The sequence below is a fragment of the Ruegeria sp. AP11 genome, assembly GCF_056535865.1.
Window position 1 is genome coordinate 763970 of sequence record NZ_JBQFJB010000001.1, and the last position, 24019, is coordinate 787988.

At 55.7% G+C, this 24019-nt stretch carries 26 protein-coding genes; 10 read left to right on the forward strand and 16 right to left on the reverse strand.

Going from position 1 to position 24019, the window contains the following annotated elements:
* Positions 1–107: 107 nt before the first annotated feature.
* The 3 genes from ACR3E4_RS03850 to ACR3E4_RS03860 all read left to right on the forward strand — a co-directional run bounded on the left by ACR3E4_RS03850 (position 108) and on the right by ACR3E4_RS03860 (position 3487).
* On the forward strand, positions 108–995 hold the full coding sequence (locus tag ACR3E4_RS03850) for a tyrosine-type recombinase/integrase (RefSeq protein ID WP_480536669.1): 888 nt from the start codon (positions 108–110) through the stop codon (positions 993–995).
* 12 nt (positions 996–1007) lie between these two features.
* Entirely contained in the window at positions 1008–2207 is a 1200-nt protein-coding gene (locus ACR3E4_RS03855) for an IS91 family transposase (RefSeq protein WP_480567055.1), read from the forward strand.
* A 647-nt stretch (positions 2208–2854) separates the two neighbouring features.
* Positions 2855–3487 carry a glutathione S-transferase family protein gene (locus ACR3E4_RS03860; protein WP_480535675.1) on the forward strand — a complete coding sequence of 211 codons (633 nt, stop codon included), beginning with the start codon at positions 2855–2857 and terminating at the stop codon, positions 3485–3487.
* Between the two features lie 513 nt (positions 3488–4000).
* On the opposite strand, the gene ACR3E4_RS03865 is transcribed toward ACR3E4_RS03860, so the two are convergent.
* The 8 genes from ACR3E4_RS03865 to ACR3E4_RS03900 all read right to left on the reverse strand — a co-directional run bounded on the left by ACR3E4_RS03865 (position 4001) and on the right by ACR3E4_RS03900 (position 9826).
* Positions 4001–5698 carry an adenylate/guanylate cyclase domain-containing protein gene (locus ACR3E4_RS03865; RefSeq protein ID WP_170694764.1) on the reverse strand — a complete coding sequence of 566 codons (1698 nt, stop codon included), beginning with the start codon at positions 5696–5698 and terminating at the stop codon, positions 4001–4003.
* A 164-nt stretch (positions 5699–5862) separates the two neighbouring features.
* Positions 5863–6741 carry a CopD family protein gene (locus ACR3E4_RS03870; RefSeq protein ID WP_480535674.1) on the reverse strand — a complete coding sequence of 293 codons (879 nt, stop codon included), beginning with the start codon at positions 6739–6741 and terminating at the stop codon, positions 5863–5865.
* Positions 6738–7082: a copper resistance CopC family protein gene (locus ACR3E4_RS03875; RefSeq protein WP_480535673.1), complete on the reverse strand. Its 345-nt coding sequence runs from the start codon at positions 7080–7082 to the stop codon at positions 6738–6740. The genes ACR3E4_RS03870 and ACR3E4_RS03875 overlap by 4 nt, the downstream gene beginning before the upstream one ends.
* Before the next feature lie 12 nt (positions 7083–7094).
* Positions 7095–7559 (reverse strand): c-type cytochrome, encoded by a 465-nt coding sequence (locus ACR3E4_RS03880; protein WP_480535671.1) that lies wholly within the window; start codon positions 7557–7559, stop codon positions 7095–7097.
* Positions 7559–7894: a DUF411 domain-containing protein gene (locus ACR3E4_RS03885; protein WP_480535670.1), complete on the reverse strand. Its 336-nt coding sequence runs from the start codon at positions 7892–7894 to the stop codon at positions 7559–7561. Before ACR3E4_RS03885 ends, ACR3E4_RS03880 begins: the two co-directional genes overlap by 1 nt.
* Positions 7895–8084: 190 nt before the next feature.
* On the reverse strand, positions 8085–8420 hold the full coding sequence (locus tag ACR3E4_RS03890; RefSeq protein ID WP_480535669.1) for a hypothetical protein: 336 nt from the start codon (positions 8418–8420) through the stop codon (positions 8085–8087).
* Between the two features lie 210 nt (positions 8421–8630).
* Complete coding sequence (locus ACR3E4_RS03895; RefSeq protein WP_170494991.1) at positions 8631–9182, reverse strand: luciferase domain-containing protein; 552 nt, start codon at positions 9180–9182, stop codon at positions 8631–8633.
* 53 nt (positions 9183–9235) lie between these two features.
* Positions 9236–9826 carry a YceI family protein gene (locus tag ACR3E4_RS03900; protein ID WP_170494988.1) on the reverse strand — a complete coding sequence of 197 codons (591 nt, stop codon included), beginning with the start codon at positions 9824–9826 and terminating at the stop codon, positions 9236–9238.
* Positions 9827–9950: 124 nt separating this feature from the next.
* Between ACR3E4_RS03900 and ACR3E4_RS03905 the strand changes: the two genes are divergently transcribed.
* The gene (locus ACR3E4_RS03905) at positions 9951–10532 is read left to right on the forward strand and encodes a TetR-like C-terminal domain-containing protein (protein ID WP_480535667.1); all 582 of its coding nucleotides are present in this window, start codon (positions 9951–9953) and stop codon (positions 10530–10532) included.
* 463 nt (positions 10533–10995) lie between these two features.
* Here ACR3E4_RS03905 and ACR3E4_RS03910 read toward each other — a convergent pair whose 3' ends face one another.
* Complete coding sequence (locus ACR3E4_RS03910) at positions 10996–11694, reverse strand: hypothetical protein (protein ID WP_480535666.1); 699 nt, start codon at positions 11692–11694, stop codon at positions 10996–10998.
* A gap of 223 nt (positions 11695–11917) precedes the next feature.
* Between ACR3E4_RS03910 and ACR3E4_RS03915 the strand changes: the two genes are divergently transcribed.
* Positions 11918–12799: a cation diffusion facilitator family transporter gene (locus tag ACR3E4_RS03915; protein WP_480535665.1), complete on the forward strand. Its 882-nt coding sequence runs from the start codon at positions 11918–11920 to the stop codon at positions 12797–12799.
* 160 nt (positions 12800–12959) lie between these two features.
* Positions 12960–13823 (forward strand): hypothetical protein, encoded by an 864-nt coding sequence (locus ACR3E4_RS03920; RefSeq protein ID WP_480535664.1) that lies wholly within the window; start codon positions 12960–12962, stop codon positions 13821–13823.
* A 75-nt stretch (positions 13824–13898) separates the two neighbouring features.
* Here ACR3E4_RS03920 and ACR3E4_RS03925 read toward each other — a convergent pair whose 3' ends face one another.
* The 3 genes from ACR3E4_RS03925 to ACR3E4_RS03935 all read right to left on the reverse strand — a co-directional run bounded on the left by ACR3E4_RS03925 (position 13899) and on the right by ACR3E4_RS03935 (position 16448).
* Complete coding sequence (locus tag ACR3E4_RS03925) at positions 13899–14546, reverse strand: response regulator (protein WP_480535663.1); 648 nt, start codon at positions 14544–14546, stop codon at positions 13899–13901.
* Positions 14543–15946 carry a sensor histidine kinase gene (locus tag ACR3E4_RS03930; RefSeq protein WP_480535661.1) on the reverse strand — a complete coding sequence of 468 codons (1404 nt, stop codon included), beginning with the start codon at positions 15944–15946 and terminating at the stop codon, positions 14543–14545. The genes ACR3E4_RS03925 and ACR3E4_RS03930 overlap by 4 nt, the downstream gene beginning before the upstream one ends.
* 103 nt (positions 15947–16049) lie before the next feature.
* The gene (locus ACR3E4_RS03935) at positions 16050–16448 is read right to left on the reverse strand and encodes a MerR family transcriptional regulator (protein ID WP_480535659.1); all 399 of its coding nucleotides are present in this window, start codon (positions 16446–16448) and stop codon (positions 16050–16052) included.
* A gap of 99 nt (positions 16449–16547) precedes the next feature.
* On the opposite strand from ACR3E4_RS03935, the gene ACR3E4_RS03940 reads away from it, so the two are divergent.
* Complete coding sequence (locus ACR3E4_RS03940; protein ID WP_480535657.1) at positions 16548–16871, forward strand: hypothetical protein; 324 nt, start codon at positions 16548–16550, stop codon at positions 16869–16871.
* Positions 16872–16875: 4 nt separating this feature from the next.
* Positions 16876–17094 (forward strand): GDCCVxC domain-containing (seleno)protein, encoded by a 219-nt coding sequence (locus ACR3E4_RS03945; protein WP_254429233.1) that lies wholly within the window; start codon positions 16876–16878, stop codon positions 17092–17094.
* Positions 17095–17116: 22 nt separating this feature from the next.
* Here ACR3E4_RS03945 and ACR3E4_RS03950 read toward each other — a convergent pair whose 3' ends face one another.
* On the reverse strand, positions 17117–17515 hold the full coding sequence (locus ACR3E4_RS03950) for a MerR family transcriptional regulator (protein ID WP_480535655.1): 399 nt from the start codon (positions 17513–17515) through the stop codon (positions 17117–17119).
* Positions 17516–17614: 99 nt separating this feature from the next.
* Here ACR3E4_RS03950 and ACR3E4_RS03955 point away from each other — a divergent pair, with 99 nt between their 5' ends.
* Positions 17615–18976: a UvrD-helicase domain-containing protein gene (locus ACR3E4_RS03955; RefSeq protein WP_480535653.1), complete on the forward strand. Its 1362-nt coding sequence runs from the start codon at positions 17615–17617 to the stop codon at positions 18974–18976.
* A 424-nt stretch (positions 18977–19400) separates the two neighbouring features.
* Here the strand turns inward: ACR3E4_RS03955 and ACR3E4_RS03960 are convergent, their stop codons facing one another.
* Positions 19401–21683 carry an adenosylcobalamin-dependent ribonucleoside-diphosphate reductase gene (locus ACR3E4_RS03960; protein WP_480535652.1) on the reverse strand — a complete coding sequence of 761 codons (2283 nt, stop codon included), beginning with the start codon at positions 21681–21683 and terminating at the stop codon, positions 19401–19403.
* Between the two features lie 128 nt (positions 21684–21811).
* On the opposite strand from ACR3E4_RS03960, the gene ACR3E4_RS03965 reads away from it, so the two are divergent.
* On the forward strand, positions 21812–22243 hold the full coding sequence (locus ACR3E4_RS03965) for a DUF1489 family protein (RefSeq protein ID WP_480535651.1): 432 nt from the start codon (positions 21812–21814) through the stop codon (positions 22241–22243).
* On the opposite strand, the gene hisG is transcribed toward ACR3E4_RS03965, so the two are convergent.
* Positions 22244–22933, reverse strand: coding sequence for an ATP phosphoribosyltransferase (gene hisG, locus ACR3E4_RS03970; RefSeq protein WP_480535650.1), 690 nt, complete (start codon positions 22931–22933; stop codon positions 22244–22246).
* The gene (locus ACR3E4_RS03975) at positions 22930–24018 is read right to left on the reverse strand and encodes an ATP phosphoribosyltransferase regulatory subunit (RefSeq protein WP_480535649.1); all 1089 of its coding nucleotides are present in this window, start codon (positions 24016–24018) and stop codon (positions 22930–22932) included. Before ACR3E4_RS03975 ends, hisG begins: the two co-directional genes overlap by 4 nt.
* Position 24019 lies beyond the last annotated feature (1 nt).

Consider the following 24019-nt stretch of genomic DNA (forward strand, 5'->3'; position numbering starts at 1 on the left):
GCGGCAATGGCGCCTTTGGCCAGCGTTGAGCGCTGATCCGGCCGTTTTGGGATTTGGCGGACCTGTCTGACGATTGAGGTTTCTCAATTTGACGACAGGAGATTCCAATGAAGGAAAAGAAGACGACCCCGCTGCGTGAGCGGATGATCGAGGACATGCGCATTCGTGGCATGTCGCCGAAGACCCAGCAGGCTCATATCCGGGCGGTCAGGTATTTTGCCGAGTTCATCGGGCGGTCCCCTGACACAGCAACGCCGGACGAGCTGCGCGCGTATCAGCTTCACATGACCGACACCGGGGTCTCGACCGGCGTGTTCAATGCCAGGATCGTGTCTTTGCGGTTCTTCTTCGGCATGACCTGCGGTCGTGAGGAGATGAAGCGATACATGCAGTTCCGGCGCAAGCCGAAGAAGTTGCCCGTTGTTTTGAGTGTCGAAGAAGTGGGCGATCTGCTGGCGGCGGTTCCAGGGCCGGGGCTCAAATATCGTGCGGCTTTAGGCATCAGCTATGGTGCTGGGCTGAGGGCATCCGAGGTCTGCAATCTCAAGGTCTCGGACATCGACAGCGACCGGATGTTGATCCATGTGGATGAAGGTAAGAATGACAAGGACCGCAAGGCCATGTTGTCGCCTGCATTGCTTGATTTGCTCCGCGACTATTGGCGGGAAGCGCGGCCTGAGGGATGGTTGTTTCCGGGCAAACCCAAGATCATGGCTTTGTCACCGCGTCAGCTGAACCGTGCGTTCACGTCGGCCAAACACATGGCCGGTATCAACAAACCCGCTACGCTGCATACCCTGCGCCACAGCTTTGCAACGCACCTGCTCGAGGCCGGAACGGATGTTCGAGTGATCCAGGTGCTTTTGGGACATTCCAAGCTCAGCACGACGGCGCGCTATACGCATGTCGCGACCAAAACCATTCGCGGCACCGTCAGTCCCTATGAGATGTTGGAGAAACTGCAGGATCACACCGTCAGGCGAGGACTGGAGTAGCGGCGCGGGTGGATGCCGCGCCCACGGCTGGAGATCGCAGATATCTTTCGGAACTATGGGCCTGCGTATCGGCAGGCCAATGCCGGGCATGTCAGCTTCGGTCAACTGAAGGTGATGTCGGCGATTGAGGCTTGCCGAACCGAAGCGCTTGGCGGGCATGTGGCGGGATGCGCCAAATGCGGCCACCACCACATCGCCTATAACTCTTGTAAGAACCGGCATTGTCCGAAGTGCCAGGGCCCCGCCGCGCGAGACTGGATGGAGGCGCGTGCTGAAGACCTGCTGCCCGTCGAATACTTCCACGTCGTCTTCACGATGCCCGCCGAGATTGCACGCATCGCCTTTTGGAACCAGAAGGCGGTCTACGGCCTGCTGTTCCGCGCATCAGCGCAAACGGTGATGACCATCGCAGCCGATCCAAAGCGACTGGGGGCGAAGGTCGGCATGACCAGCGTTCTTCACACCTGGGGATCCGCGCTGACGCACCATCCGCACATCCACATGATCGTCCCAGGTGGCGGCTTGTCACCGGACGGCACCAAATGGGTGGCCTGCAAGCCCGGGTTCTTCCTGCATGTTCGGGCGCTGGCACTGCTGTTTAGACGCCTGTTCCTGAAAGGGCTGATGGAGTTGCATCGAGCGGGGGCCCTTGTGTTCTTCGGTGACCGCGCAGGACTGGCGGATGCTGCTGCCTTCACCAATTGGATTGCCCCGTTCCGCAGGTCCGAATGGGTGGTCTACGCCAAACCGCCCTTGGGTGGCCCTGAAGCAGTTCTGGCCTATCTCAGCCGCTATACTCATCGGGTTGCAATCTCGAACCATCGACTGGTCAGTATGGATGCCGAGACCGTAGCTTTCCGCTGGAAGGATTACCGGATCAAATGTGGTGACCGCCAAAAGGTCATGCGCTTGGCTACACCCGAGTTCATCCGCCGCTTCCTGATCCACGTTCTGCCTGACGGGTTCCACCGCATCCGCCACTACGGCCTGCTGGCCAGTTCAGCGCGCAAGACGAACATCAAGAAGATCCGGACGTTGCTTGGTGTTCAACGCACCGACGAAATCACCGAGCCAGAGCAGGAGTCCGAGGTCACCCCGCTCACTTTGCGCGAGCCATGCCCCTGCTGCGGCGGTCCAATGCGCATCATCGAGATCTTCCGGCGTGGTCAGACACCGATGTCGCGTGCGCCACCACGGGAGCAGGCCGCATGATCCGATGCTTGACCACACACTTCGATATGCTCCGTTCGTCTTTGGCTGATCGGTCAAATCCACTTGCGGTCATCACTCAGAATGAATGCTGTGACTCACAGCACATGGGCTCAATCGGCAAAATGCCCGCGACCAAGGTGGCAGAAAATGACCGCAGCTGGCGCATCAAACACCGTCAGCTGCGCGTCTGTGGCAAAGTCAGCCTCATCCGTCTGCGCTCTTTCCCCATAGCATGATCCCAACCACCGCGGCTTCCTCCTTCCGAGGTTTGTCAACGCGGGCCGCCGAAAGCTCCTGACGGCAAAGTTGCACCTCGGCCCGCATCGAAAAACCTTCAGAAAACCTGCCGTTGGCGCACGGGGCCTGAATGTCTGGTTCGGCCTCGATTGCTGCCTTAGGCGGTATATCGGCCTCGTGCCAAGAGTTGCCCGTACGACTGATGCGACCTGACGGCAGCTTTCTGCCCGTTTCCGGACACTCCAGTGGGCATCAGACGGCAGCGGGTTTAACCCCAAAACTCACCGTAAGCCAAGAGGCAGCTCTTGTGCTGAAGCGACTACACCCCGGACTCTTGCCCGAAAGCTTCACCGAAGCGATGCGTGCCAGTTGCAGCTGTGCTAGCTTTCTAACTCAGGGAGGAACGTCAAATGGCAAATCTGACTCTTTATGGACCAAGTTACAGCACATACACGCGCTCGGTACGCCTCGTGATGGAAGAAAAAGGGGTCGACTATGACCACGTCGAGGTTGATTTCATGGAAGGCATGCCAGCTGAACAGATTGCCAGGCAACCGTTCGGCAAAGTACCGGCATTTGAGCACAATGGATTTCACCTTTATGAGACCGGCGCGATTGAGCGTTACATCGACGAAGGGTTCGACGGCACAGCATTGCAGCCCGGTAGCTTGAAACAGCGCGCTCGCATGGCGCAGATGATAAGCATCGTCGACAACTATACATATGGCCCGGTCATTGGTTTGTGCGAGCAAAGAATTTTTGCACCGATGATGGGTGGCGAGACCGACGAAGCTGCCTGCCAAGCCCTTATGCCCGAGATCCAAAAAGCCCTCGGCACTCTTGAAGACTTGCAAGATGGAAATCCCTATTTGGCTGGGGACGATCTGAGCCTTGCCGATCTCCACTTGGCCCCCGTGTTCTGGTACTTTGTGCAAACGCCAGATGCAGAACCCATTCTTTCGGACAAACCTGGATTGCACACATGGTGGGAAAGCATGGTGTCGAGGGAAAGCATGTCTAAGACAGAGCCGAAGTTCGAATAGTTCGCGGCATGTGCAAACATGTGTGAGCAGACAAACGCGCTGTCACTTTAAACGCGAAACTGACACCACCTCTGTCATTCCAAGCCCTCTAACTATTGTCCGACGCGTTTGCCTGGCATGTGTTCGTTGCCGTGTCGCAAGTCCAAACCGGCACTTTTGCGAATCCCGAGTTGTTCCGCGGATTCCCCTTTGCCCTCGTCTCCGGACCCTCAATGCAGTCGAGGACAATGACCGGTCATAGCGCTAAACGGACCTACCGGAGATTCTGTCGAACCTCCGAGTAGGGTCAGAAGTTCACTTAGCGTGCACCCACGGAGCGTCCAGACGTCGCCCTAAAGCTGACATTCGAATGCGGTGCAGCATTTGGTTGATTGGGCTCGTTGCTGAAGTCTTCTGCACCCCGTATCAGCGACCGGTGGCAGCCTGGAGCCGACATTCAATTCCGAGCTTTGCAGTTACTGAGATACGCAACCAAGCCACCGATTTTACAAACTCAACTTGGTTCCGGCACCGCTATTCTGGCAACCCTGCGCGGCGAAGCGCCTCAAAGTAGCGTTCAGCGCCTTCAGAGCTACCATAGTCAACGTTGCTACGCCATTTCGAGATCGTTTCATCAGGTTCCATTTGCAGCATTTGCGCTAAAGCCTCAGACGCTTTTTCAGGTTCCCCAAGCATTGCGTGAGCAGCGGCCCTCGTGCTGTGAAGTGCGGCATAGTTCTTTGAAAAGCGCAAACCTGCCTCTGCGTAGGCGATGGCATCGCGGTCTCGACCCAGCATTACGCAAGAGGTGGCGGCACCTCCGGAAGCACCCACGAAAACGGCTCCATATCGGCCCAACCGAAGCGCTGTCTGAAAACAGCTTAGTGCCATTTCAGGAAAACCGGCCCAGTTGTACCCCCAACCCATAAACAAATGCAGGCGGGCATCTAATGGCGCTCGTTGCCGTATTTGCTCAAGCGCCACGGAAAGTCGATCCGCGTCCCCGTCAACATTGTAGTCAGCCACTGCAATACTCAGATCAAGCGTTGGGCTTTGACCTGCCATGTGTCGACCGGCCTCGATCCAGTGCGGCAGATTCTGGTAGTAGGATGACAGCTGGCGACGAAGATCATAGGTTCTCGCGCCATTCATTGTCCAAATAGCTTCGGCATAGGCGGCAGCGAGGGTTGGTTTGGCTTCGATGGCCCTGGCGTGGTACGACAACGTCTCTTCATAGCTGTCGATGCTGGCCTCCGACCATGTGATCATGCCCATCAGGACGCACTGTTCGGCAGTCAGTTCGTCTTCAGGCAAAGCCGAGAGCTTTGCGGTCAGCGACTGGATCAAGATCCCACTGACGGCATCCAACAGCTTTTCTACGACCTCGTCTTGCCAATCAAAGATTGCTTCGACCGAACCGTCGAACTTCTGGGTCCAGATTTCGGAACCAGAAGAGTCATTTAAGCGGGCTTCCAGGCGCAATCGGTCTCCGTGTCCACGCAGCACGCCACGAAGTGCATATCCCTCTGATGGTTCTGTGGAAGATATCGCTGCGTTTAACCAGTTGATCGTTCGAAAATAAGAACCGAAATCTGAAGTGAGAGCTGCGGCCATTTCTTGTAATTCAGTGCGTTGGTCGCTGCACATGACAGGATGGATGGATAGCTTTGGCAAGCTCGTCTCTGTGAAAGAAGGCGAACTTTGCGATACACCCAGGTGTGGTCCATCGTGAATCCACACATCCAAGCTGCGCTGGATGTTCTTGAGCTTCTTTTTCCCAACTGCTTTGAAAGCGTCTGCCAGAGTGTGTTCAAGGTTCAAATGTACGGGTTCAGAAATTGCGATGCCACCGGTTGGCGCAATGCTCTCAAGCCGTGCGGCAATGTTTACACCATCACCTAGGATGTCATCACCTTTTTCTGTGATGTCACCCACATGAACACCGATCCGCATGTTCATTAACGAGTGTTCAGCCAACTGCTCTTGTAGCTGCATTGCTGCGGTTACAGCTTGCGCCGCGCTGTCAAATTGCACCAACCAACCATCGCCCATGCTCTTCACAACACGACCTGACTGGCCTGCTATCGTTGGGGTGACGATGTCGCTTTCCAGGTGATCAAGCATGAGAATTGTGGCTTGCTCATCTTGGTGCATAAGCGCCGAATACCCAACGACATCCGCAGCTAGTATCGCCGCCAACCTTCGTTGCAACTGTTGTCCCTTGTCCGACATGCGTTCGACGATAGATGATGCGGCCCTCTACTCCAACTGCCTGAATACGAGGTTCGCTCAGGGCTCTTTCTGGCGCTCTCCGCCCTTGGCATCAGCGTCAGTTCGCAGCCCTTAACGGACACTCGCAACAAGGCTTTGCGTTTCCGGATTTGGACCAAAAGGCGTCAGAGATTGATGGGAGGTGTCGTCACACTGGTTAGCGTCGCCGTTGCAAGCAGGATCAGGACAACAGCCATCATCTCCATCGAAATCGACCGACGGAGCGCGATAGTCGCATCATGCTGCTCAGCCCTGAGAGCCGGAACAAATCTCAGCTTGTTCAGCGCCGCGAGGCCAAGAAGGGCAGAAACGATCACGACCTTGATCAAAAGCCCCAATCCATATGCCGTCCCAAACAAGGCGGCTACGGAGCCCGAAAGCAACCACGCGAGCGCTGCGCCCGCAACAATCAGGACGGCAACTCCATAAGCAGCGACATTGCCAAAGTGGTGGAGTAGATCGGCCCCAGTGGGAGTGAGTGCCGCTTTTCGCAAGGGCAGGAGAGCGCCAACCCAAAACGCGGCAGCCAGTAAATGCAGAACCAGCAAGACGGCGAGAGCCGCTCTAGGCTCTCCGAGCGAGTGCCCCACCTGGGCAAAGGAAATCGCAATGGCGAGGCAACCCACCAAAGCGACCCACTGCCCGACGCGGGGGAGCAGGATTGCCAATATCGCGAGTTCACCCACCCCTCGCCAAATCGCGGCGGTGCCAAGCGGACTATCCCAAACAAAACCAAGCATCATTGGGTCCGTCGCGCCCTCAAAGCCCATTCCGGATATCCGCGCAGCTCTGACGCCGAAACGTAGAGCAAGCACGGCGAGACCGACAATCGCCGCACCGACCGCAAGTTGCTGTGCAAGGCGCAGAACAGAAACCTCGGCGCGCGTGGAAAAGAGTACGATGAACAGGACGCTACCCATCGCCAGCAGCGCCGCGCCGTAGCCAAGTGCCTTCGCCAAAATGGCCAAGACAACAACACCGTCAATTGGGGCCAGTCCGGTCACTCAGCGACCGTGAAAGTAAGGCTGCCCTGCATCGGGTGACCGTCTGACGCCATACCTCGCCAGTCGAAGCGATAGCTTCCGGGTGCGAGCTCTTCCAAAGGCATAGCCCGGAACTCTGTGGCGGGGTCCATACCCGTTTCGCGTTCAATTTTAACGTCGCCATCTGGTGAGGTCAGCGTAACCGAAATGATGCGCATCGGATCATCGAACCGCATGGAAATCTCTGGCGCGTCCGTGACAGTCGCGCCGTCAGCCGGTGTCGTTGCTTCGGACTTTGAATGCGCAGTCGCAAGCATTGGAGCCATTGCTACGGCCAAACCCAAAAGAGTTCGTTTGATCATCTGAGTTGTCCCCTATTCGGACTGGGCATTCAGTTCGTCGTGGTACTCACGAAGTTTATCGGGCCAGGTTGATTTGATAAAGGACAGCACCGCAATGATTTCGTCATCGCTGAGCACACCGTCATAGACCGGCATGCCAGTTGCGGGCGCATTCTCCATCAGCCCGGCCACGCCAAATTTGGTCAAGGTGAAGAGCGTTTCGTCATCGTGGTGCCACGTGTGCCCTGTGGCGTCATGCGGCGGCGCCGGTAGTAAACCATCCTCGCCGCGCATCTGCCAGTTTGGCTGTCCTTCAAGGCTCACACCGTGGCAGGCAGCACATTGGTCCGCGTAAATATCTTGGCCAATAGCGACCGCTTCCGCGTCATAAGGTGTCAAAAGACCGACCGCTTCAGAGGCTTGGGCCAGAGCGAACGCTACGGAGAAACCGGCGAGCGCAAGCCCACCGGTGACCAAGAGTGTTGTGCGCCCTAGCATCAGGTGTCGAACGGCTGCGCGGTGCCTGCGCGGTAGTAAACCGTACCGGCCCCAGCCTCTCCCCCAAATGCAATGACGTCGTAACGGGCTGACGGATCGTCGCCCATACCAGGGGAACCCATTGGCATGCCAGGAACGGCAAGCCCTGTAATGTCAGGCCGATCCCTCAACACGGCTTCCAGTGCTTCAAACGGAACATGGCCTTCAAAGACATAACCATCGGCTTCTATCGTGTGACAGGATGCGAGGTTCAGCGGGATACCCCGCGCTGACTTCTGTGCCTCGGGGTCAGTCAGTTCCTCAACGGTGACGGCGTAGCCACGCGCGCGAGCCAAGTCGGCCCATGCGTGACAACATCCGCAACCTGGTGAGCTTAGCACGTGCATTGGGGTGCCTGCTCGGACGGGAAGAGCGGTAGCGATGAGAGCAGTTGCAGACAGTGTGGTGAATTGACGACGTGTGATCATGTCTGTCGGTCCTTTGATGTGAAAATTGAACGGAATGCGGGCGAGCGCCCGTTGCCATTCAGGTTTTCGGAGGACCGGTGGGAACACCCAGTGCGAGGCCCGAAAAATCGGCTCCAGCGTGCGTCACACCAACCACTGAGATGACCAATGGAGTAATCGGCGAAATCCCCACCGTGGCGACAAGATCACCAAAACAGGATGCTGAACCCATGCCGCTAGTGGCGTCGCAACAATCCGCAACAGCTTTCTCGGCATCAGCCAACGGATCGTCGTCCGCCATTTGTGCATGATGACCAGGATGATCCGATCCATGGGTCAAGCCATGCTTCACCGACGCTGCGGATGCGCTAGAGAATGCAACAACAAGAAGTATCGACAGGACCAAACGAAACATACCAAATACCTACTGGGGGCACGTGGTTTTGACAAGTTACGAGGATGGGTCGACACAATCGATCCTAGTTGCACCCATTATGGCTGCGCCACATCTCTGGATCATGTCCGTCCGGAACAGTGGAACATGAATCATCTGTATATCCGCGTGCGGCTGCATACTGGCTGACCTGCGTGTTAGTCAGCAACGGTAAGATCAGCAGGTAGGCGTTTAGCCCAAGGTGTTGCCGGTGATGAAGGTGTACGAACTTTCCACCAGATCGATGACGACATCCAGCTCTTCTGGTGTGGTCGGAGTATAGATCATGACAAAGCCGCTCCATCCGGGGCGTTGATCGGCCCAAGGGTGCGCTACGGCCCAGCCGGCCTCAATTGCCCGCCGCGCCATTGCCGGGTCGAGCGAGGCGTGCAAGCTGCCATCAGGATGCATATGCGCAAACTCAAACCCACCGACGATAGAGTTCGGTTGAGACAACAACATGTCAGGATCAAGCTGAAAACCAGTCGCGCCAGGTAATGATATGCGTGTTGGGCCAAGTGTGACCCCTGGGAATTGCGCAACTCGCTCCAGCAATAGCTGGGCCAAATCGGCATTAATTTCGACACCAATTTGAGTATGCGGTACGCCGCTTGTTGTTTCGGGACGGGGCGAGGAGCGCTCCGGCAAGGAGCGCTCTTGCGCGGACGCCATCGAGCACATCAATGCCACTACCGTCACGGCAACCGTCAATGTTCTCATGTGTACATTCATCGTGTTGACCATCCGCCAATCAAAAAGATTGAGTGCTGAGCACTGTATCGGTGCCCTTGCACACTTCACTCAGCCTTTAACGCTTCGATATTGATTAAGAGCTCTATCTCGTCGCTCACCGCTGGTGCAAACGCCCCAAGTCCGAATTCAGACCGCACGATAGTCGCCGTGGCTTCCAGCCCCAAGGTCGGCGTGCCCTCCTTTTCGCCAAACGGGTATGGCGCTGACTTGTTAAGCGTTGTTTCCAGAACAACAGGTTTGGTGACGCCATTCATGGTCAGGTCGCCAGAAATATTCGCGGTATTGTCACCGGTCACTTCAATGCTGGTTGAGGCGAAAGTGACAACGTCACCGTCACTCGCGCTAAAAAAGTCATCGGACATGAAGTGTTGCAGACGAGCGTCCCAGCCCGTGATCATGGATTTTACAGGCATAGACACTGTGACAGATGACGCAGACGGATCATCTTCATTGAACTCTATCTCGCCGCTAAAACCTGAGAACATTCCAAACGTTTCTGAGAACCCGATGTGGTTGTAGCTGAACAATACCTGACTATGTCCAGGATCCAGCTCGTAAGTGCCGCTCTCGGACAATGCTGTTGTCGCGCCCATCGATAAGAGTACCGCCAGCGGGGTTGCTGCCACTTTGAACATTGATACGCTCCCATTTTGACAAGACGTGTTTGTGGAATTGAGTTTTGGGATTTAGGTTTTGGCCGACCATACTTTTAGGACAAAATGTTCTACTATGCAACAAATTGTTCTATAGGAGGAGTGATTGAAAGAAGATCCCAGGCTGATCGCCACACGACAGACTGCGCTTGATGCTGCGCAAAAGATACTGATGGATGAAGGCGTGCTGCACGTAACTCATGGCGCAGTATCAAAGGCAACGCGCATTTCGCGCAGTACACTTTACAGGCACTGGCCAGATGCGCGCAGTCTGCGTGATGCAGCATTCCGGCGCATCGCAACACCGCCAAACATTCCGCCCAAAACCGATGGCCCGCTACGATCTGACTTGCGTTGGTTACTCGGTGTACTGATGGGAGCCTTGAATGACACACCGTGGGGCCAAATCGCGCCTCAGGTGGTCGCTGCTGCGTCCACCGACGAAGAAGCGCGGTTGGTGATCACTGAATTCATGAAAGACAGGTTCGCAAGTGTTGAAGCAGTATTTGCAGCAGCAATAGATCGTGGTGAGATCACCGCCGACGTTCCGGTTGACCAGCTCATAGAACTGGCAATCGCGGCACCTTATTTCCGCAAGCTCATTCGTTACGAGGCACTGGACGAGGATTGGTTGAATCGACATGTTGATCTGCTTTGCAGTATCGCGAAATCCAATCCTGGACGGTGAGAATCGCCTGAAATTGCAAACGAAGCGGCCAATAAACATAACAGTTTCCAAGATCGCAGTATGACTACGTTTGCCGCTTGACATCAGCACGTCGCAGGGTCAATTCGAAGCGTTCCCCACAACGTTGACGACTGCACCCTGATTTGTCGCTGCCGCTAATTCACAATGCAACATGAACACCTTTGAGTTCAGTGTCGCCCACGGCAATGTCGACTTTCGGGAACCGGCCAAACATTGCAATGTCCAGTATCCTCCTCGGATGCGCCTTTCGCTGACTTGCACATAAGTGACTTGAAGCAGCCCAAGCTGAACCTTCTCACCCAAGCATTGCAATTTAGTAAACTCGCAACGAAGCGGCATTTAGACTATTTCCGCCCAAAAACCGCTTCCAAAACGCGATCCCCCAAACTGACTTGGTAATGTCAGGTTCAATGCGGGCGTCAAGCGCACCAATGCTGCCCGATTAGTCCGTTGCGAAGCAATAAAACAGACCTGCCCCGCCTGAACGTGGCAGATGTTCCTCTCCGCAACCGCGCGAGCCGTGCGATGAGTTCCAGGACACCATGTTTCGGGCATCGTTAAGACCTACACGGTCATGGTGTCCGACAATCGCAGAGCCGTCCTCACTATTCGAAGTCCAGTTGCTGCATGTCGTATCGCCACCTGCCGTAGAGAAGTATCCCGCAGAATCGGAGCCGGTCAGAATGTCATGTTTGTTCGGCTGACTGCCACGCCCATTGATTGGGTTGCCATTTTCGTCGAGCGCGGTCTGTAGATTAATGTTCACGCTGTTGCTGTGCAGGTCCTCAACGTTGTTGGCGATGAGTTCTCCGTTGGCATTGTACCACGGACCCGATCCGATCCGGTCGCGAGCAGAAACGCCATTGGTGATTGTCATCGGGTCGGTGCTGCGATCAATGGACATTGAGGTGCTCAGATAGGCCGCAAAAGTTTTGGTAGAACCGGTAGCGGAAGCAAGCGCATTGCAATGAGCATCGGCACCTTCAAGGCCGCCTAGATTGGCACCATCCCCTTTGCTTACACTAGTGATGAAGAACGACATTTCCTCGCCTGCCGATTGCGCGTGTGCGGTCGCCGCGATGCAGCAGATTGAGAGTGCAGCAATCCCATGGACAGGTGTTCTTTTGGTGAACTTTGACATGTGTGTCTCCCTTTGTGCTGTGTAATCACTGATGCTAGTCGTATGTAACCATCGGGTCCGGATGTATGACACTATGGTGCTGGCGCCATTCACTACAACCGGTCGTGCATGACCGACCCTGTGGCCCTAATCATTACTACCCTACTCCGGTCTTACGTGTTAAGTACGGTCGCTCACCTGTTCCCAGGATCATTTGTAACGAGTGACTAAGGGTCGTGACGGAATGACACAAAAAATCGCTCTTTGGTCCATTCCGATATCCATTGCGGTATTGGCACTAAAACTGTTGGCTTGGTGGCTAACGGGCTCGGTGGCGTTGTTGTCGGACGCAATGGAAACTACCGTGAACGTTGTTGCGGCGCTGCTGGCGTATTTTGCGGTTCGGGTTGCCAATAAACCCCCTGACGAGAACCACCCCTTTGGTCATAAAAAGGCTGAGTATCTTTCCGCCGTCGTCGAGGGCGCACTGATTGTGCTGGCGGCATTCTTGATCATAAGAGAAGCCGTACTAGCGCTCCCAAACCCGCATCTTGAGGATGCGCCACTTCTCGGAATCGTCGTCAATGTCTTTGCAACTGGTGTGAATGTCGCATGGGCCTACCTGTTGCTCAAAATCGGACGACGCGAAGGGTCACCGGCATTGGAGGCAAGCTCCCGGCACATTTTTACAGATGTTATGACTTCAGTTGGTGTGATCGCAGGCCTGATACTTGCACTTGTCACCGGCTGGTTGATCCTCGACCCAATCCTGGCAATTCTTGTTGCGCTGAACATCTTATGGGAGGGATGGAAAGTTATTCGGGCTTCCGTCGATGGTCTGATGGATGTGACACTGTCGGAGCATGACTTGCAGACCGTTTCTAAAGCAATCGAAGCAAATCTCGGCGCAGCCTTAGAATACCACGACCTAAAAGGGCGCAGGTCTGCAAATGTCATCTTCGTGGAGTTTCACCTTGTTGTGGACGGCACAATGCCAGTCAGCGCGGCGCATGATATATGCAATGACATCGAGGAAGAATTGGATCGTTTGTATCCGGGTTCCGTCTTTGCCATTCACCTCGAACCTGATGACGAGTTTAAGGGTGACAGGATTAATGCCCATTAAAATTGTCACTTAGCTCTACAAAAAACACTATTCGTTTAACTGATCTGACTAAGACGTTCGGCTCAAAATTCGTCAGACCTAAGCCCGATGTGGGAAAACCGGACCAGAAGTAACCTGTCTCCAACGTCACGAAGCGTGGCGATCAGAATTGGAGGCGAAAATGAAAATCCAAAGAAAGCTGGGGCAACTTCTTAGTACCGCGGCGTTGGCTTCGTTGATTGCGGCGACGCCCTATGTGCCAGTGTTTGATGCCGATAGTCGCCTACATTTTGAACCGTCATATGCCTTTGCTAAGAGCGGCAAGGGGAAAGACGGGGATGGTCGTGACGATGATCGGGATGATGATCGTGACGACGACAGAGATGATGACCGGGACGACAACTCGGGGTCGGGTAATAGCGGCCGTGGTGGTGACCGGGACGATGATCGTGATGACGATAGAGACGATGATCGCGACGACGACAGAGATGATGACCGGGACGACAATTCGGGATCAGGAAAGGGTGGTCGCGACGATGATGACGATGATGACGACGATGACGATGATGATGACTCCAAACGCTCGAACAAAGGCAGCGGAAAGAAGGATCGGTCTCAAACAGAGGGAAAACCGTCGGGTTCGGCTGGGATAACAAAGGTCGAAACAAACGCCAACGGCATTGAAGTGCGGTACGCCGACGGAACCAAGGAGGAGATCGAAAACGGGCGTTATGAGAGGAAGAATGCTCAGAACCGAACTGTTGAAGAACGCCCCGCGACCGGCGCTGACGTCTCAAGGCTTCGGTCTTTGGCGAATGGTATCTCAATCGACAACGTGCGCTCTTCTGGGCAAAGCGGCACTGCTGGAAGTCGGCCCACGAAAATCGAACGCCAGGGCAATAATATCGAAGTGGACTATGCCAATGGTTGGAAAGAGGAGATCGAGTTTGGGCGCTACGAGTTGAAAGACCCGTACAACCGGACTGTTGTTGAAAGAAACGCAACGGCCTCTGATCGTCGGAGGTTGCAGTCGGTTGCCAACTGAACCGCAACTTTAGTCAATACTCCGTTGGCGGCGTCTCTTAGTGAGAGGCCGCCATCGCCGTCAAAGAGACCGATTTTAATCTCCCTTGTTCCAAACATCATGGGCAATAAGCGCGGCCTCTACCCGATTTCGCGCATGAAGCTTGGACAGGATTGCCGTCATGTAGTGCTTCACGGTCTTTTCCTGAAGGTCTAACTCATCAGCGATTTTACGATTACTCAGTCCTTTGGCCACACGTCGAAGTATTTCTTCCTCACGATGCGTAAGGTCATCGAGAATGCAGCTGTTATTAGACATGCCGGTGTCAGCATTGATTTGCAGCAATACTCGTGAAGCCAAGCCCGGAGAAACGAACCCTTCACCTGCGGCGATGCTGCGTAAGGAAGCGGTTAGTTCGCTTGCGGTTACTCCCTTCACAATGTACCCAATCGCGCCCGCCTCCAAGGCGTCCGCGACATCGCTGCTGTTCTCTGAGACCGTCAAGATTGCAATGACGGGTGGATTTTCCATCGCCGCAATTTTACGCGTCGCGCTTATCCCGCCACCGGGCATAGAGAGGTCAAGAACAGCTATGTCCGGCTGATGCGTGCCGACCAGCGATACTGCCTCTTCAGCGTTGGACCCAGCGGCCAAAACTTCGAAGCCATCAGCTTCATCCAACGTTCGTTGCAAGCCATCCCTGAATATCGGGTGATCATCAGCTATTACGACAGATGTAGTCATGATGTGCCTAACTTTCTGGGAAAGAGTGTCATAGCTATGGTGGTGCCTTCGCCCGGTCTTGATGCGACTTCGAACCTGCCACCAATACTCTCGACCCGATCTCGCAAGCCCATTAGCCCCTGGCCACCATCGTCTCGCAACGCGGTTTCTTCTGACCTGTCAAATCCAGGTCCGTCGTCTTTGACCTTTACAACTATGCGGTCGTTCTGCGCCTCAGAGATAACCGTGCACTTGGATGCTGGAGCATACCTCGCGGCATTGGAAAGCGTTTCCTGAAGGAACCGAAAAACGCACAGTTTGTCGGACAATGACAACTCTGGGGCCTGGCTACCCAAGAATGAAATATCCGGTCGCAATGGGCTGTGTTCGGCGTGATCTTCTACGGCTCTCTTCACGACATCGACGAGTGACAGACCATCGATATCCGGCGCGGACAGCCCTCGCGATATCGCGCGAATTTCAGCCAGAGATTTTTGCACAGATTGCTGAATTTCCACTGCCTCTTTTGGCATTTCGGACTCTTTGGCAAACGCCGCCTCCAATCTAAGGGCGGCGAGTGACAAGTATTGCGCAGGACCATCATGTAGCTCGGAGCCAAGTTTCTTGAGGAATCGATCTGTTTGCGTGGCATATCTTTCCGACGCTTCGACCACACGCGACCGCAGCAGGGCATTCTGCTCCGCCATCCTCTCACTTTCTGTCAGGCGTTGTTTAAGTAGAGACCCCTGTCGTCGAATTGTTTTGTCGCCAATTGCGACGATGGAATACAAAACAATCGTACTTGCTAGAAATGCGGAACCGACGACCAACCAGCTTGTTCGTCTGGCCTTGGCTAAGTCTAACTCCAGCTGATCAGCTCTTTCATAGAACTCCGCAACTGCGATGATCTCGCCAGACCAGAGTTCGCGGATCGGGCTGTAAACTTCAAGTAGTGGTATCCCCAATGCCGCCTCAGCGGCGCTTTCGGCATGATCAAGCTCTTCGAAAGAGCCGGAGATGTCACCGCTCCACGCTCGCCTTAGATCATCCGTTGGATTGAAACGGTTTCCAATGATGTCTGTATCCGAGGCGTGCGCAATCACACCGCCTTGCTTCCAGAATTTGTAGGAGACAATGCGGTCTCGCATGGGCTGGGTCATGAAAATCTCGTCCAGCGCCAGGCTCGCTTGCTCCGAAAGGCGGTCGCCATGTGCCAATTCCTGGCTGAGCGGGGATACTACACTTTCCATATACAGCGCCGCAGAGTTGGCAGAGTTTTGCACGACGGCGTTCTGGATTCGATTAGACACCCAGACCCCGACGATTGCGGTAGCAGTACCCATCACGAAAATGCTGGCCGCAAGGAAGACTCGCGACAACGACCAATTGCCAATCGTCAGGTCAGCTACTTTCGTTCTCATCGTGAAATCGACTATGAACTACAATCTGTTATCGCACCACAGACCTTGGTCTGACGTCATTTAGCTAAATCTCAGACCCTGAGCTTCCGCGCAGCGGCCACAGTCAGATATCATCCATCGTTCTCACTCTTTGCAGCATCGGGCAGTGAACCTTACCACTATCACAATTGGCTGTAAGCTCACTCAAGGCACGCTCCAGGCGTCTGAGCTCATTTATCTTGGTTCGAACGCTGGCAATGTGAGCCTCGGCCAATTCTTTAACTGATCGGCAGTCGTCGGCGCTTCCTTCTGACAGCTCCAAAAGCGCCTTTGCGTCTGAGAGAGAGAACCCCAGGTCGCGGCATTTCTTCAAAAATCGAAGTCTTCCCACATCGTTTGCCGAATAGAGGCGACGATTGTTCAGAGCTCGTGCGGGTCTTGGTACGAAACCTTCGCGTTCGTAGTAGCGGATAGTTTCTATGCCGACCCCGCTTTGCCGGGAAGCCTCACCTATCGCAATCATGTGAAGTGCCCCCTATTGATCCTGTAGTCGCTACAGGAGTTATACGTTCTGAATGCCGGTGCCTCGACACAATCAAATCGAGCACCTCGGGAGCGAAAGATGAAGAAATATGTGACCCTCAGCTACCTGGGATCGGTTTCCGCTCTGGGGGTCGCGACATGCTGTGTTCTTCCAATGGCCATGATGTTGCTCGGCTTGGGTGGCAGTTGGTTAGCGACATTCGGAAAAATAGCGGCAGCAAGCTACTATGTCCTCGCCATCTCAACAGCGCTGGTCGCGGTTTCATGGATCGTAGCGCATCGAAACGCGACGTTGGCAAACCTGAAATGGTGGCTTGTCGGAAGCACGGCGATCACCGCGCTGGCATGGGTCATCGTGTTCAATGAGGCTCAAATCAACGATTATCTAATCATGCAGATGTGAGACAATGACAAAACAAACTGTGGTGCTGGATAGCACTTTGACCTGCCCTCGGTGTGGGCACGTTGAAATCGAGAAAATGCCAACTGACTCGTGCCAGTGGTTTTATGAATGCAAATCATGCAAAGCAGTCTTGAAGCCTTTAGAAGGCGATTGCTGTGTTTTTTGTTCCTACGCAACTGTCCCGTGCCCGCCAATTCAAGTAGGCAGTTCGTGCTGCGGTTAAAGGCAAAATCAGCTTCCAAAGATCAGTGTTCGTGACGGCACAGATCATGGTCGGCGAGTGAAGCAAGCACGTAGCAGTGCTCTGAAACCCTATCTCCACTACAGCCTTTTGAAATCCGGTTCAGCTCTTTCTCAAGTGCGCGGAGCCTTTTGATTTTTGCCCGGACCTCCGAGAGCTGAGCGGCTGCTATATCGGTTGCGGCTTTGCACGAGCGATCCGGATGGCCTTGTAAATCGATCAGTTCAGATATCGCCTCCAGCGAGAACCCAAGGTCACGCGCGCGCTTGATGAAACTAAGGCGTTCCATTCCCGCCGCATCGTAACGCCGCTGATTGCCTTCGGTGCGTTCTGGCGCACTGAGCAGCCCCATTTCCTCATAGTAACGAATGGTCGGAATCTTGACCTTTGTGCGCTTGGACAAGTCACCGCTTTCATTACCTCAAATATTATCCGCCCCCATGGGCATCTCGCAATGAAGTGTGACAGAACGCCGTTCCTCGTACACGGTAGTGAGCCCTTCTTGGCAAGTTTCCAAGTTTGGATTGAGAACAGGCCACACCCAACAACTGACATTGAAATCAAGATTAAGGAGGGAGTGGGTCTTCAATATGAAATCGGACGTTCCAACACCGTGGTTGATAAGAAAACAGGCGAAGACGCCATAAGGAATCTGGCACAAGTTGGTGCCTATTCGCATGCACTTGGAAACCTGTGGGCTCTCAAAGTCCTTGTGCAACAGCCGCTGATCAAGCGCGCTCTGGCGCGCCGCTATCCGCACATCCTTGTTGATGAAGCGCAAGACATCGGTAAGCTGCACGAATTCATCCTTATGGCGCTGCAAGGTGCCGGTTCGCAAGTATCGCTTATTGGGGACGTCAACCAAGGTATCTATGAGTTCTCGGGTGCAACTGGCGCTTTTCTTAGTCACTACGCGGATCGTAAAGATGTCGAGGGCCGGATGCTCGAGACCAACTTTAGATCTGTCCCGAGCATCGTCTCGATTGCAAATGAGCTTTCAGGGCGCGAAGACAACCCTCAGCGGACGGAACCGGAAACTCTGTCGGGTGCATATTATTTTGCATACAAGAAGGCGGAAAAACACAGTGCGCTAAAATCCTTTGGAGCGCTTTTAAAAGAAGCAGGTATACCAATCAGCGATGCAGCTGTGCTCTGTCGGTCTGCAAGTTGGGCTGACGATTGGGCTGGAAGCGAAGAAAAACAAGGACAGGGCGTATTACGGAAATTCGTGGAAGCAGCGATCCAAAGAGACAAGTTCCGCCGATACGATGACGCTTTCAAGCATTGCTGCGGTGGCGTCGTCGGCTTGCTGGATCAGGATCATGGAGATCTACTCTCCGACCTTATCAGCCGCGGAAGCGATGATAAGAATTCCCAGATGCTGCGAAGGACGCTGTGGGCGTTCGTGAAAGACGCGACAAGCGGATTGCCGTCCGCATCTCTCGTGGCAGACACCGAGTGGCAGCCTGCTCTTCGCGAGAGAATGGAAGCCCTGCTCGCCACGCTTTCGGATGATTACGGTTTGAAAACTGGAGGCAGTTGGAAGGCTAAGTTGGCCAAACGGAAAATATTCCATCGGCCGCTTATTCGAGGGGCTGATTTAGGGGGTGAGGATCTGCCAGAACTCCGCGTCTCCACCGTTCACAAAGTCAAAGGGGAAAGCATCAGGGGGGTTATGTATATCTGCAACAACTCGCATCTTGATGAACTTCTCGCTGGAACAAAGACTGAGGTCGGCAAGATCGGGTACGTCGCACTCACCAGAGCGCGCGATCTTTTTGTCTTGGGTGTTCCTGCCGCCAAAATTGGAGATTACGCGCCCAAGCTTGATACACTTGGCTTTAAAAGAGCGGGTCAGAAATAGCTTCGCGATTAGACAGCCTAAGGAGGTTTTTGAGTCCGCATGCTCAGCTTTGTGGACAGGTTTAGTTACGAACTCTAGGTCGGGTGCGAACCTCCTCTTCTGTGTGTGCCGTCTTGCAACATTCGACTTGGAGCCGGTTGTAAGACTTTGCAAAATCCATTTCCTACGCAACTCGGACATTGACGGCAGTCGCAGTAGTCATCGCTTTCTGAATCTTTTTGCCATCAACTCTCGTAAGACTTCTGCATACACTCCCAATCTTGCAAATAACAAGGCGCCGTTGATCAACGATCCGGCGCCTTGTTTCCCTATAAATCCTTAGATTTGCGAGTTGTGGGCGCTAATGACTTTGTTAATGGGCGCCAAAACCGCCGAAATGGGTTGGTATTGCCTGGCGGTTCAACAAAAGGCAATACACGCCGCGTCAACCACACTTAGAATGCCCACAACTCCGGCAAGTCATGCAACCTTCGATCATCACCATGTCGAACTGACCGCAGGATGGGCAGGCCTTCCCTCGTGGGGCGTCCATGTTGACCACCTGCGCCTGCGGATCGGATTTCAGGCCCATGCCCTCACCTTCCAGAAAGCCGATATTGACCATGTGTTGTTCGATCACTCCGCCAATCGCGGCCAGGATCGAAGGGATGTACTTGCCCTTGACCCAGGCGCCGCCGCGCGGGTCGAATACCGCTTTCAATTCCTCGACCACAAAGGACACATCGCCACCGCGCCGGAACACCGCCGAAATCATCCGGGTCAGTGCCAGCGTCCAGGCGTAATGCTCCATGTTCTTCGAGTTGATGAACACTTCGAACGGACGACGTCGGCCGCCGATGACGATGTCGTTGATGGTCAGATAGATCGCATGCTCGCTGTCGGGCCATTTTAGCTTGTAGGTTGAACCCTCCAGAGATTGCGGGCGGTCCAGCGGTTCGGACATATAGACCACCTCGCCGCCATCAACCTCATGCGGCGCATCGGCACTTTCGCCCGGGGCCTTGTCGTCGCTTTCTGAGACGGTCAGGACCGAACCGGTCACATCGTTGGGCCGGTAGGTGGTACAGCCTTTGCAGCCCTGATCCCAGGCCTGCATGTAGACATCCTTGAAGGCGTCAAAGCTGATATCCTCGGGGCAGTTGATGGTCTTGGAAATCGAACTGTCGATCCATTTCTGCGCCGCCGCCTGCATTTTGACATGGTCCGAGGGTGACAAGGTCTGCGCGTTGACGAAGAAATCCGGCAGTTCGGTGTCGCCGAACTTGTCGCGCCACATCTGCACCGCGTAATCCACCACCTCTTCTTCGGTGCGCGAGCCGTCCTTTTGCAGCACCTTGCGGGTATAGGCATAGGCAAAGACCGGTTCGATCCCCGACGACACGTTCCCGGCATAGAGCGAGATCGTCCCCGTCGGTGCAATCGAAGTCAGCAGAGCGTTGCGGATGCCATGTTCACGGATCGCGTCGCGCACATCCTCGTCCATCTGCTGCATGGTACCGCTGGCCAGATATTTCTCGGCGTCGAACAGAGGAAAAGCCCCCTTCTCGCGCGCCAAATCCACCGACGCCAGATACGCGGCGCGGGCGATGGCGTGCAACCAGCGCTCGGTCTGACGCGCCGCCTCGTCCGAGCCATAGCGCAGGCCCATCATCAGCAGCGCATCGGCCAGACCGGTCACGCCCAACCCGATACGGCGCTTGTCCTGCGCTTCGGCCTCTTGTTCGGCCAGCGGGAATTTCGACGCATCCACCACGTTGTCCATCATGCGAACGGCAGTAGCGACCAGCTCTTTCAGGGCTTCTTCATCCAGATGCGCCGCATTCTCGAACGGTTCGGCAACCAGCCGCGCCAGGTTGATCGAGCCCAACAAGCAGGCGCCATAAGGCGGCAGCGGTTGCTCGCCGCAGGGGTTGGTCGCGGCGATGGTCTCGACATAGTTCAGGTTGTTGGCCTGATTGATCCGGTCGATGAAAATCACGCCGGGTTCGGCATAGTCATAGGTGGCCTGCATGATCTTGTTCCACAGATCGCGGGCCTGAACGGTGTGATAGACCTTGCCGTCAAACACCAGTTCCCACGGACCGTCGGCCTTGACAGCATCCATGAACGGATCGGTCACCAGCACCGACATGTTGAACATGCGCAGGCGGGCCGGATCGGACTTGGCGGTGATGAACTGTTCGATATCCGGATGGTCGCAACGCATGGTCGCCATCATCGCGCCCCGGCGCGAACCGGCGGACATGATCGTCCGGCACATCGCGTCCCAGACATCCATAAAGCTCAGCGGACCCGAGGCGTCTGCCGCGACCCCTTTCACATCCGCGCCACGAGGACGGATCGTCGAGAAATCGTACCCGATCCCCCCGCCCTGCTGCATGGTCAGCGCGGCCTCTTTCAGCATGTCGAAGATACCGCCCATGCTGTCGGGCACCGTGCCCATGACAAAGCAGTTGAACAGGGTCACCTGCCGCGCGGTGCCCGCGCCTGCGGTGATGCGCCCGGCTGGCAGGTATTTGAAATCCTCCAGCGCTTCGTAGAACTTCTGCTCCCAATGGGTCGGGTCTTTCTCTACCCGCGCCAAATCGCGGGCGATGCGCCGCCAGCTATCCTCGACCGTCTGGTCAATGGGCGTGCCATCCGCCTGCTTGAAGCGGTATTTCATGTCCCAGATCTGCTCGGCGATGGGGGCGGCAAAGCGGCTCATTGGTGATTCCCTGTTTTGAAAGAGGTATCCAGATTAGACATTTCACATCTCCACCACAACACCTTGATGATGGCAGATAGAGGGCTACAATATAAAGATCAGCCTCGGGACGACTCTGTGGGAAAGCTGTGGATAAGTACGTAAATCTCATAAAACTGTCCGTCGGATCGGAAAGCGTCGAAACGCTGATGGCCTGGCAGGACAGCCGCAAGGCGCTTTATCAGGACGGCTGCCCACGCCACGTCACCCGCATGTGGCCCAAACGCGAGGCCGAGATTCTGAATGGCGGGTCGATCTATTGGGTGATCAAGGGCGTGGTCCAATGCCGTCAGCGCATCCTTCGGCTGGATGAAGTGCGCGGCGAAGACGGTATTCGCCGCTGCGCCATCGTTCTGGACCCCGAGGTTCACCGCACCCAAACCGCCCTGAAACGCCCGTTCCAGGGCTGGCGCTATCTCAAGCCCGAGGACACGCCTGCCGATCTGCCACAAGGCCGTGAACAGGACGACGCGTTGCCTGATGATCTGAACCGGGCGCTGGCCGAGATCGGCGTGCTGTAGCTATCGCAGCCGGTCCAGAAGCTCTTTCAGCGCCTCCTTTTCACCCGCGCTGCATTTCGCCACGCGGCTGCGCCACAGCGTCGCCTGTGATTGCAGGATCAAGCCATCCGACAGAATCTTGAGGTGGTTCGCCCGCAGGGTTTCACCGGTCGAGGTGATGTCGGCAATCGCCTCGGCGGTTTCGTTCACCACCGTACCCTCGGTCGCGCCCTGGCTGTCGACCAGCGTGTAATCGGCCACGCCTGCCTCGGTCAGGAATTCCCGCACCAGACGGTGGTATTTGGTGGCGATACGCAGGCGGTGGCCATGGGCCTTGCGAAACCCAGCCGCCGCCGCATCCAGATCATCCAGCGTATCGACATCGACCCAGCAGGCAGGCGTTGCAATGATCAGGTCGGCCTTGCCGAACCCCAGTGGCGAGACCTCTTCCACCTGCTGCTCCCAGCGCGGCAGTTTTTCCTGCACCAGATCGGTGCCGGTGACGCCCAGATGGATACGCCCTGCCGCCAGTTCGCGCGGAATCTCTCCGGCCGACAGCAAGATCAGCGAGACACCGTCGATCCCGTCGACCTTGCCCGCATATTCCCGGTCGGACCCGCTGCGCGACAGGATGATGCCACGCTTTTCGAACCACGCGAAGGTCTTGTCCATCAACCGGCCCTTTGAGGGCACGCCTAGCTTCACACTCATTGCGCGGCCTCCTCAATCTCCAGCATCAGGTCGGGGCGGATCACGCCGCCGATGGCGGGGATTTCAGCCCCGTCGCCCAGCCGCCGTGTCAGCGCATCATAGCGCCCGCCGGTGGCAATGGGGGGCAGATCGGGGCGGCCTTCGGCGTAGAAACCAAAGACAAACCCGTCATAATATTCCATCGAGGTGCGGCCATAGGCAGCCTCGAAATCCAGCCGTTGGACATCGACACCCCGTGCCTGAAGGGCTGCGATCCGGGCTTCCAGCCGATCCAGAGCCGGGGTGATCTGCGGCAGGTCCACAGCCACGTCGCGCAGCTGCTCCAGCGCGAAGGGCATGGTTTCACGCACGTTCAGCAGCGTCTCCAGCCCGGCCAGTTCATTGTCCGAGATCGGAGGCGCGGCCCTGTCTTCGCGCAACGCCTCGATCCGTTCGAGTATCTCGGGTGCGCGGCGTTTGCCGATCATCGGCACGTCATTCACCAGTGGGTCGATTGCATCCAACAGCGCGTCACGCCCCTCAGGACCCGTTATACGCCCCGCATATCGGTCCAGCAGAATACGGAACCGGCGCGGTCGCCAGAGGTGTCGCATCAGCGCCGCTTTGCGACGATCCGTTGTCTTCAGGCCCGCAACGGCAGCGGTCAGAATGCCGATATCGCCAGTAGCTGCCCGCAGCGGCAGCCCGCGCAGTTGCAGCGCAAACAGCGAGAACACCTCGGCATCCGCCCCGGCAGGATCGTTACGGTCAAACACCTCATAGCCGACCTGAATATATTCATTGGCCCGGTCCGGGTCGAGTTCCTGACGGCGGAACACCTCACCGGAATAGGTATAGCGCGCAGGCTCGGCCCCTTCCGACATGTGCATCTGCACCACTGGCAGGGTGAAATCCGGGCGCAGCATTTGTTCGCCGCGCAGCGCGTCCGAGGTCACATAAGCGCGGGCGCGGATATCCTCGCCATACAAATCCAGCAGCGTTTCCGCCGGTTGCAGGAGCGGAGGGTCCACGACCTGCGCGCCCGCGGCCTCGAACCGGACACGCATCATCGCGGCGCGGGCCTGTATCTGAGAACGGTTGGCCATG

Excerpts from the sequence above, each read along its gene's own strand:
- ACR3E4_RS03860 (WP_480535675.1), top strand. The coding sequence starts at position 2,855 with ATGGCAAATCTGACTCTTTATGGACCAAGTTACAGCACATACACGCGC.
- ACR3E4_RS03940 (WP_480535657.1), top strand. The coding sequence starts at position 16,548 with ATGAAGAAATATGTGACCCTCAGCTACCTGGGATCGGTTTCCGCTCTG.
- ACR3E4_RS03890 (WP_480535669.1), bottom strand. The coding sequence starts at position 8,420 with ATGTTTCGTTTGGTCCTGTCGATACTTCTTGTTGTTGCATTCTCTAGC.
- ACR3E4_RS03945 (WP_254429233.1), top strand. The coding sequence starts at position 16,876 with ATGACAAAACAAACTGTGGTGCTGGATAGCACTTTGACCTGCCCTCGG.
- ACR3E4_RS03915 (WP_480535665.1), top strand. The coding sequence starts at position 11,918 with ATGACACAAAAAATCGCTCTTTGGTCCATTCCGATATCCATTGCGGTA.
- ACR3E4_RS03925 (WP_480535663.1), bottom strand. The coding sequence starts at position 14,546 with ATGACTACATCTGTCGTAATAGCTGATGATCACCCGATATTCAGGGAT.
- ACR3E4_RS03900 (WP_170494988.1), bottom strand. The coding sequence starts at position 9,826 with ATGTTCAAAGTGGCAGCAACCCCGCTGGCGGTACTCTTATCGATGGGC.
- ACR3E4_RS03920 (WP_480535664.1), top strand. The coding sequence starts at position 12,960 with ATGAAAATCCAAAGAAAGCTGGGGCAACTTCTTAGTACCGCGGCGTTG.
- ACR3E4_RS03895 (WP_170494991.1), bottom strand. The coding sequence starts at position 9,182 with ATGGTCAACACGATGAATGTACACATGAGAACATTGACGGTTGCCGTG.
- ACR3E4_RS03850 (WP_480536669.1), top strand. The coding sequence starts at position 108 with ATGAAGGAAAAGAAGACGACCCCGCTGCGTGAGCGGATGATCGAGGAC.
- ACR3E4_RS03910 (WP_480535666.1), bottom strand. The coding sequence starts at position 11,694 with ATGTCAAAGTTCACCAAAAGAACACCTGTCCATGGGATTGCTGCACTC.
- ACR3E4_RS03865 (WP_170694764.1), bottom strand. The coding sequence starts at position 5,698 with ATGTCGGACAAGGGACAACAGTTGCAACGAAGGTTGGCGGCGATACTA.
- ACR3E4_RS03875 (WP_480535673.1), bottom strand. The coding sequence starts at position 7,082 with ATGATCAAACGAACTCTTTTGGGTTTGGCCGTAGCAATGGCTCCAATG.
- ACR3E4_RS03975 (WP_480535649.1), bottom strand. The coding sequence starts at position 24,018 with ATGGCCAACCGTTCTCAGATACAGGCCCGCGCCGCGATGATGCGTGTC.
- hisG (WP_480535650.1), bottom strand. The coding sequence starts at position 22,933 with ATGAGTGTGAAGCTAGGCGTGCCCTCAAAGGGCCGGTTGATGGACAAG.
- ACR3E4_RS03935 (WP_480535659.1), bottom strand. The coding sequence starts at position 16,448 with ATGATTGCGATAGGTGAGGCTTCCCGGCAAAGCGGGGTCGGCATAGAA.
- ACR3E4_RS03960 (WP_480535652.1), bottom strand. The coding sequence starts at position 21,683 with ATGAGCCGCTTTGCCGCCCCCATCGCCGAGCAGATCTGGGACATGAAA.
- ACR3E4_RS03930 (WP_480535661.1), bottom strand. The coding sequence starts at position 15,946 with ATGAGAACGAAAGTAGCTGACCTGACGATTGGCAATTGGTCGTTGTCG.
- ACR3E4_RS03855 (WP_480567055.1), top strand. The coding sequence starts at position 1,008 with ATGCCGCGCCCACGGCTGGAGATCGCAGATATCTTTCGGAACTATGGG.
- ACR3E4_RS03880 (WP_480535671.1), bottom strand. The coding sequence starts at position 7,559 with ATGCTAGGGCGCACAACACTCTTGGTCACCGGTGGGCTTGCGCTCGCC.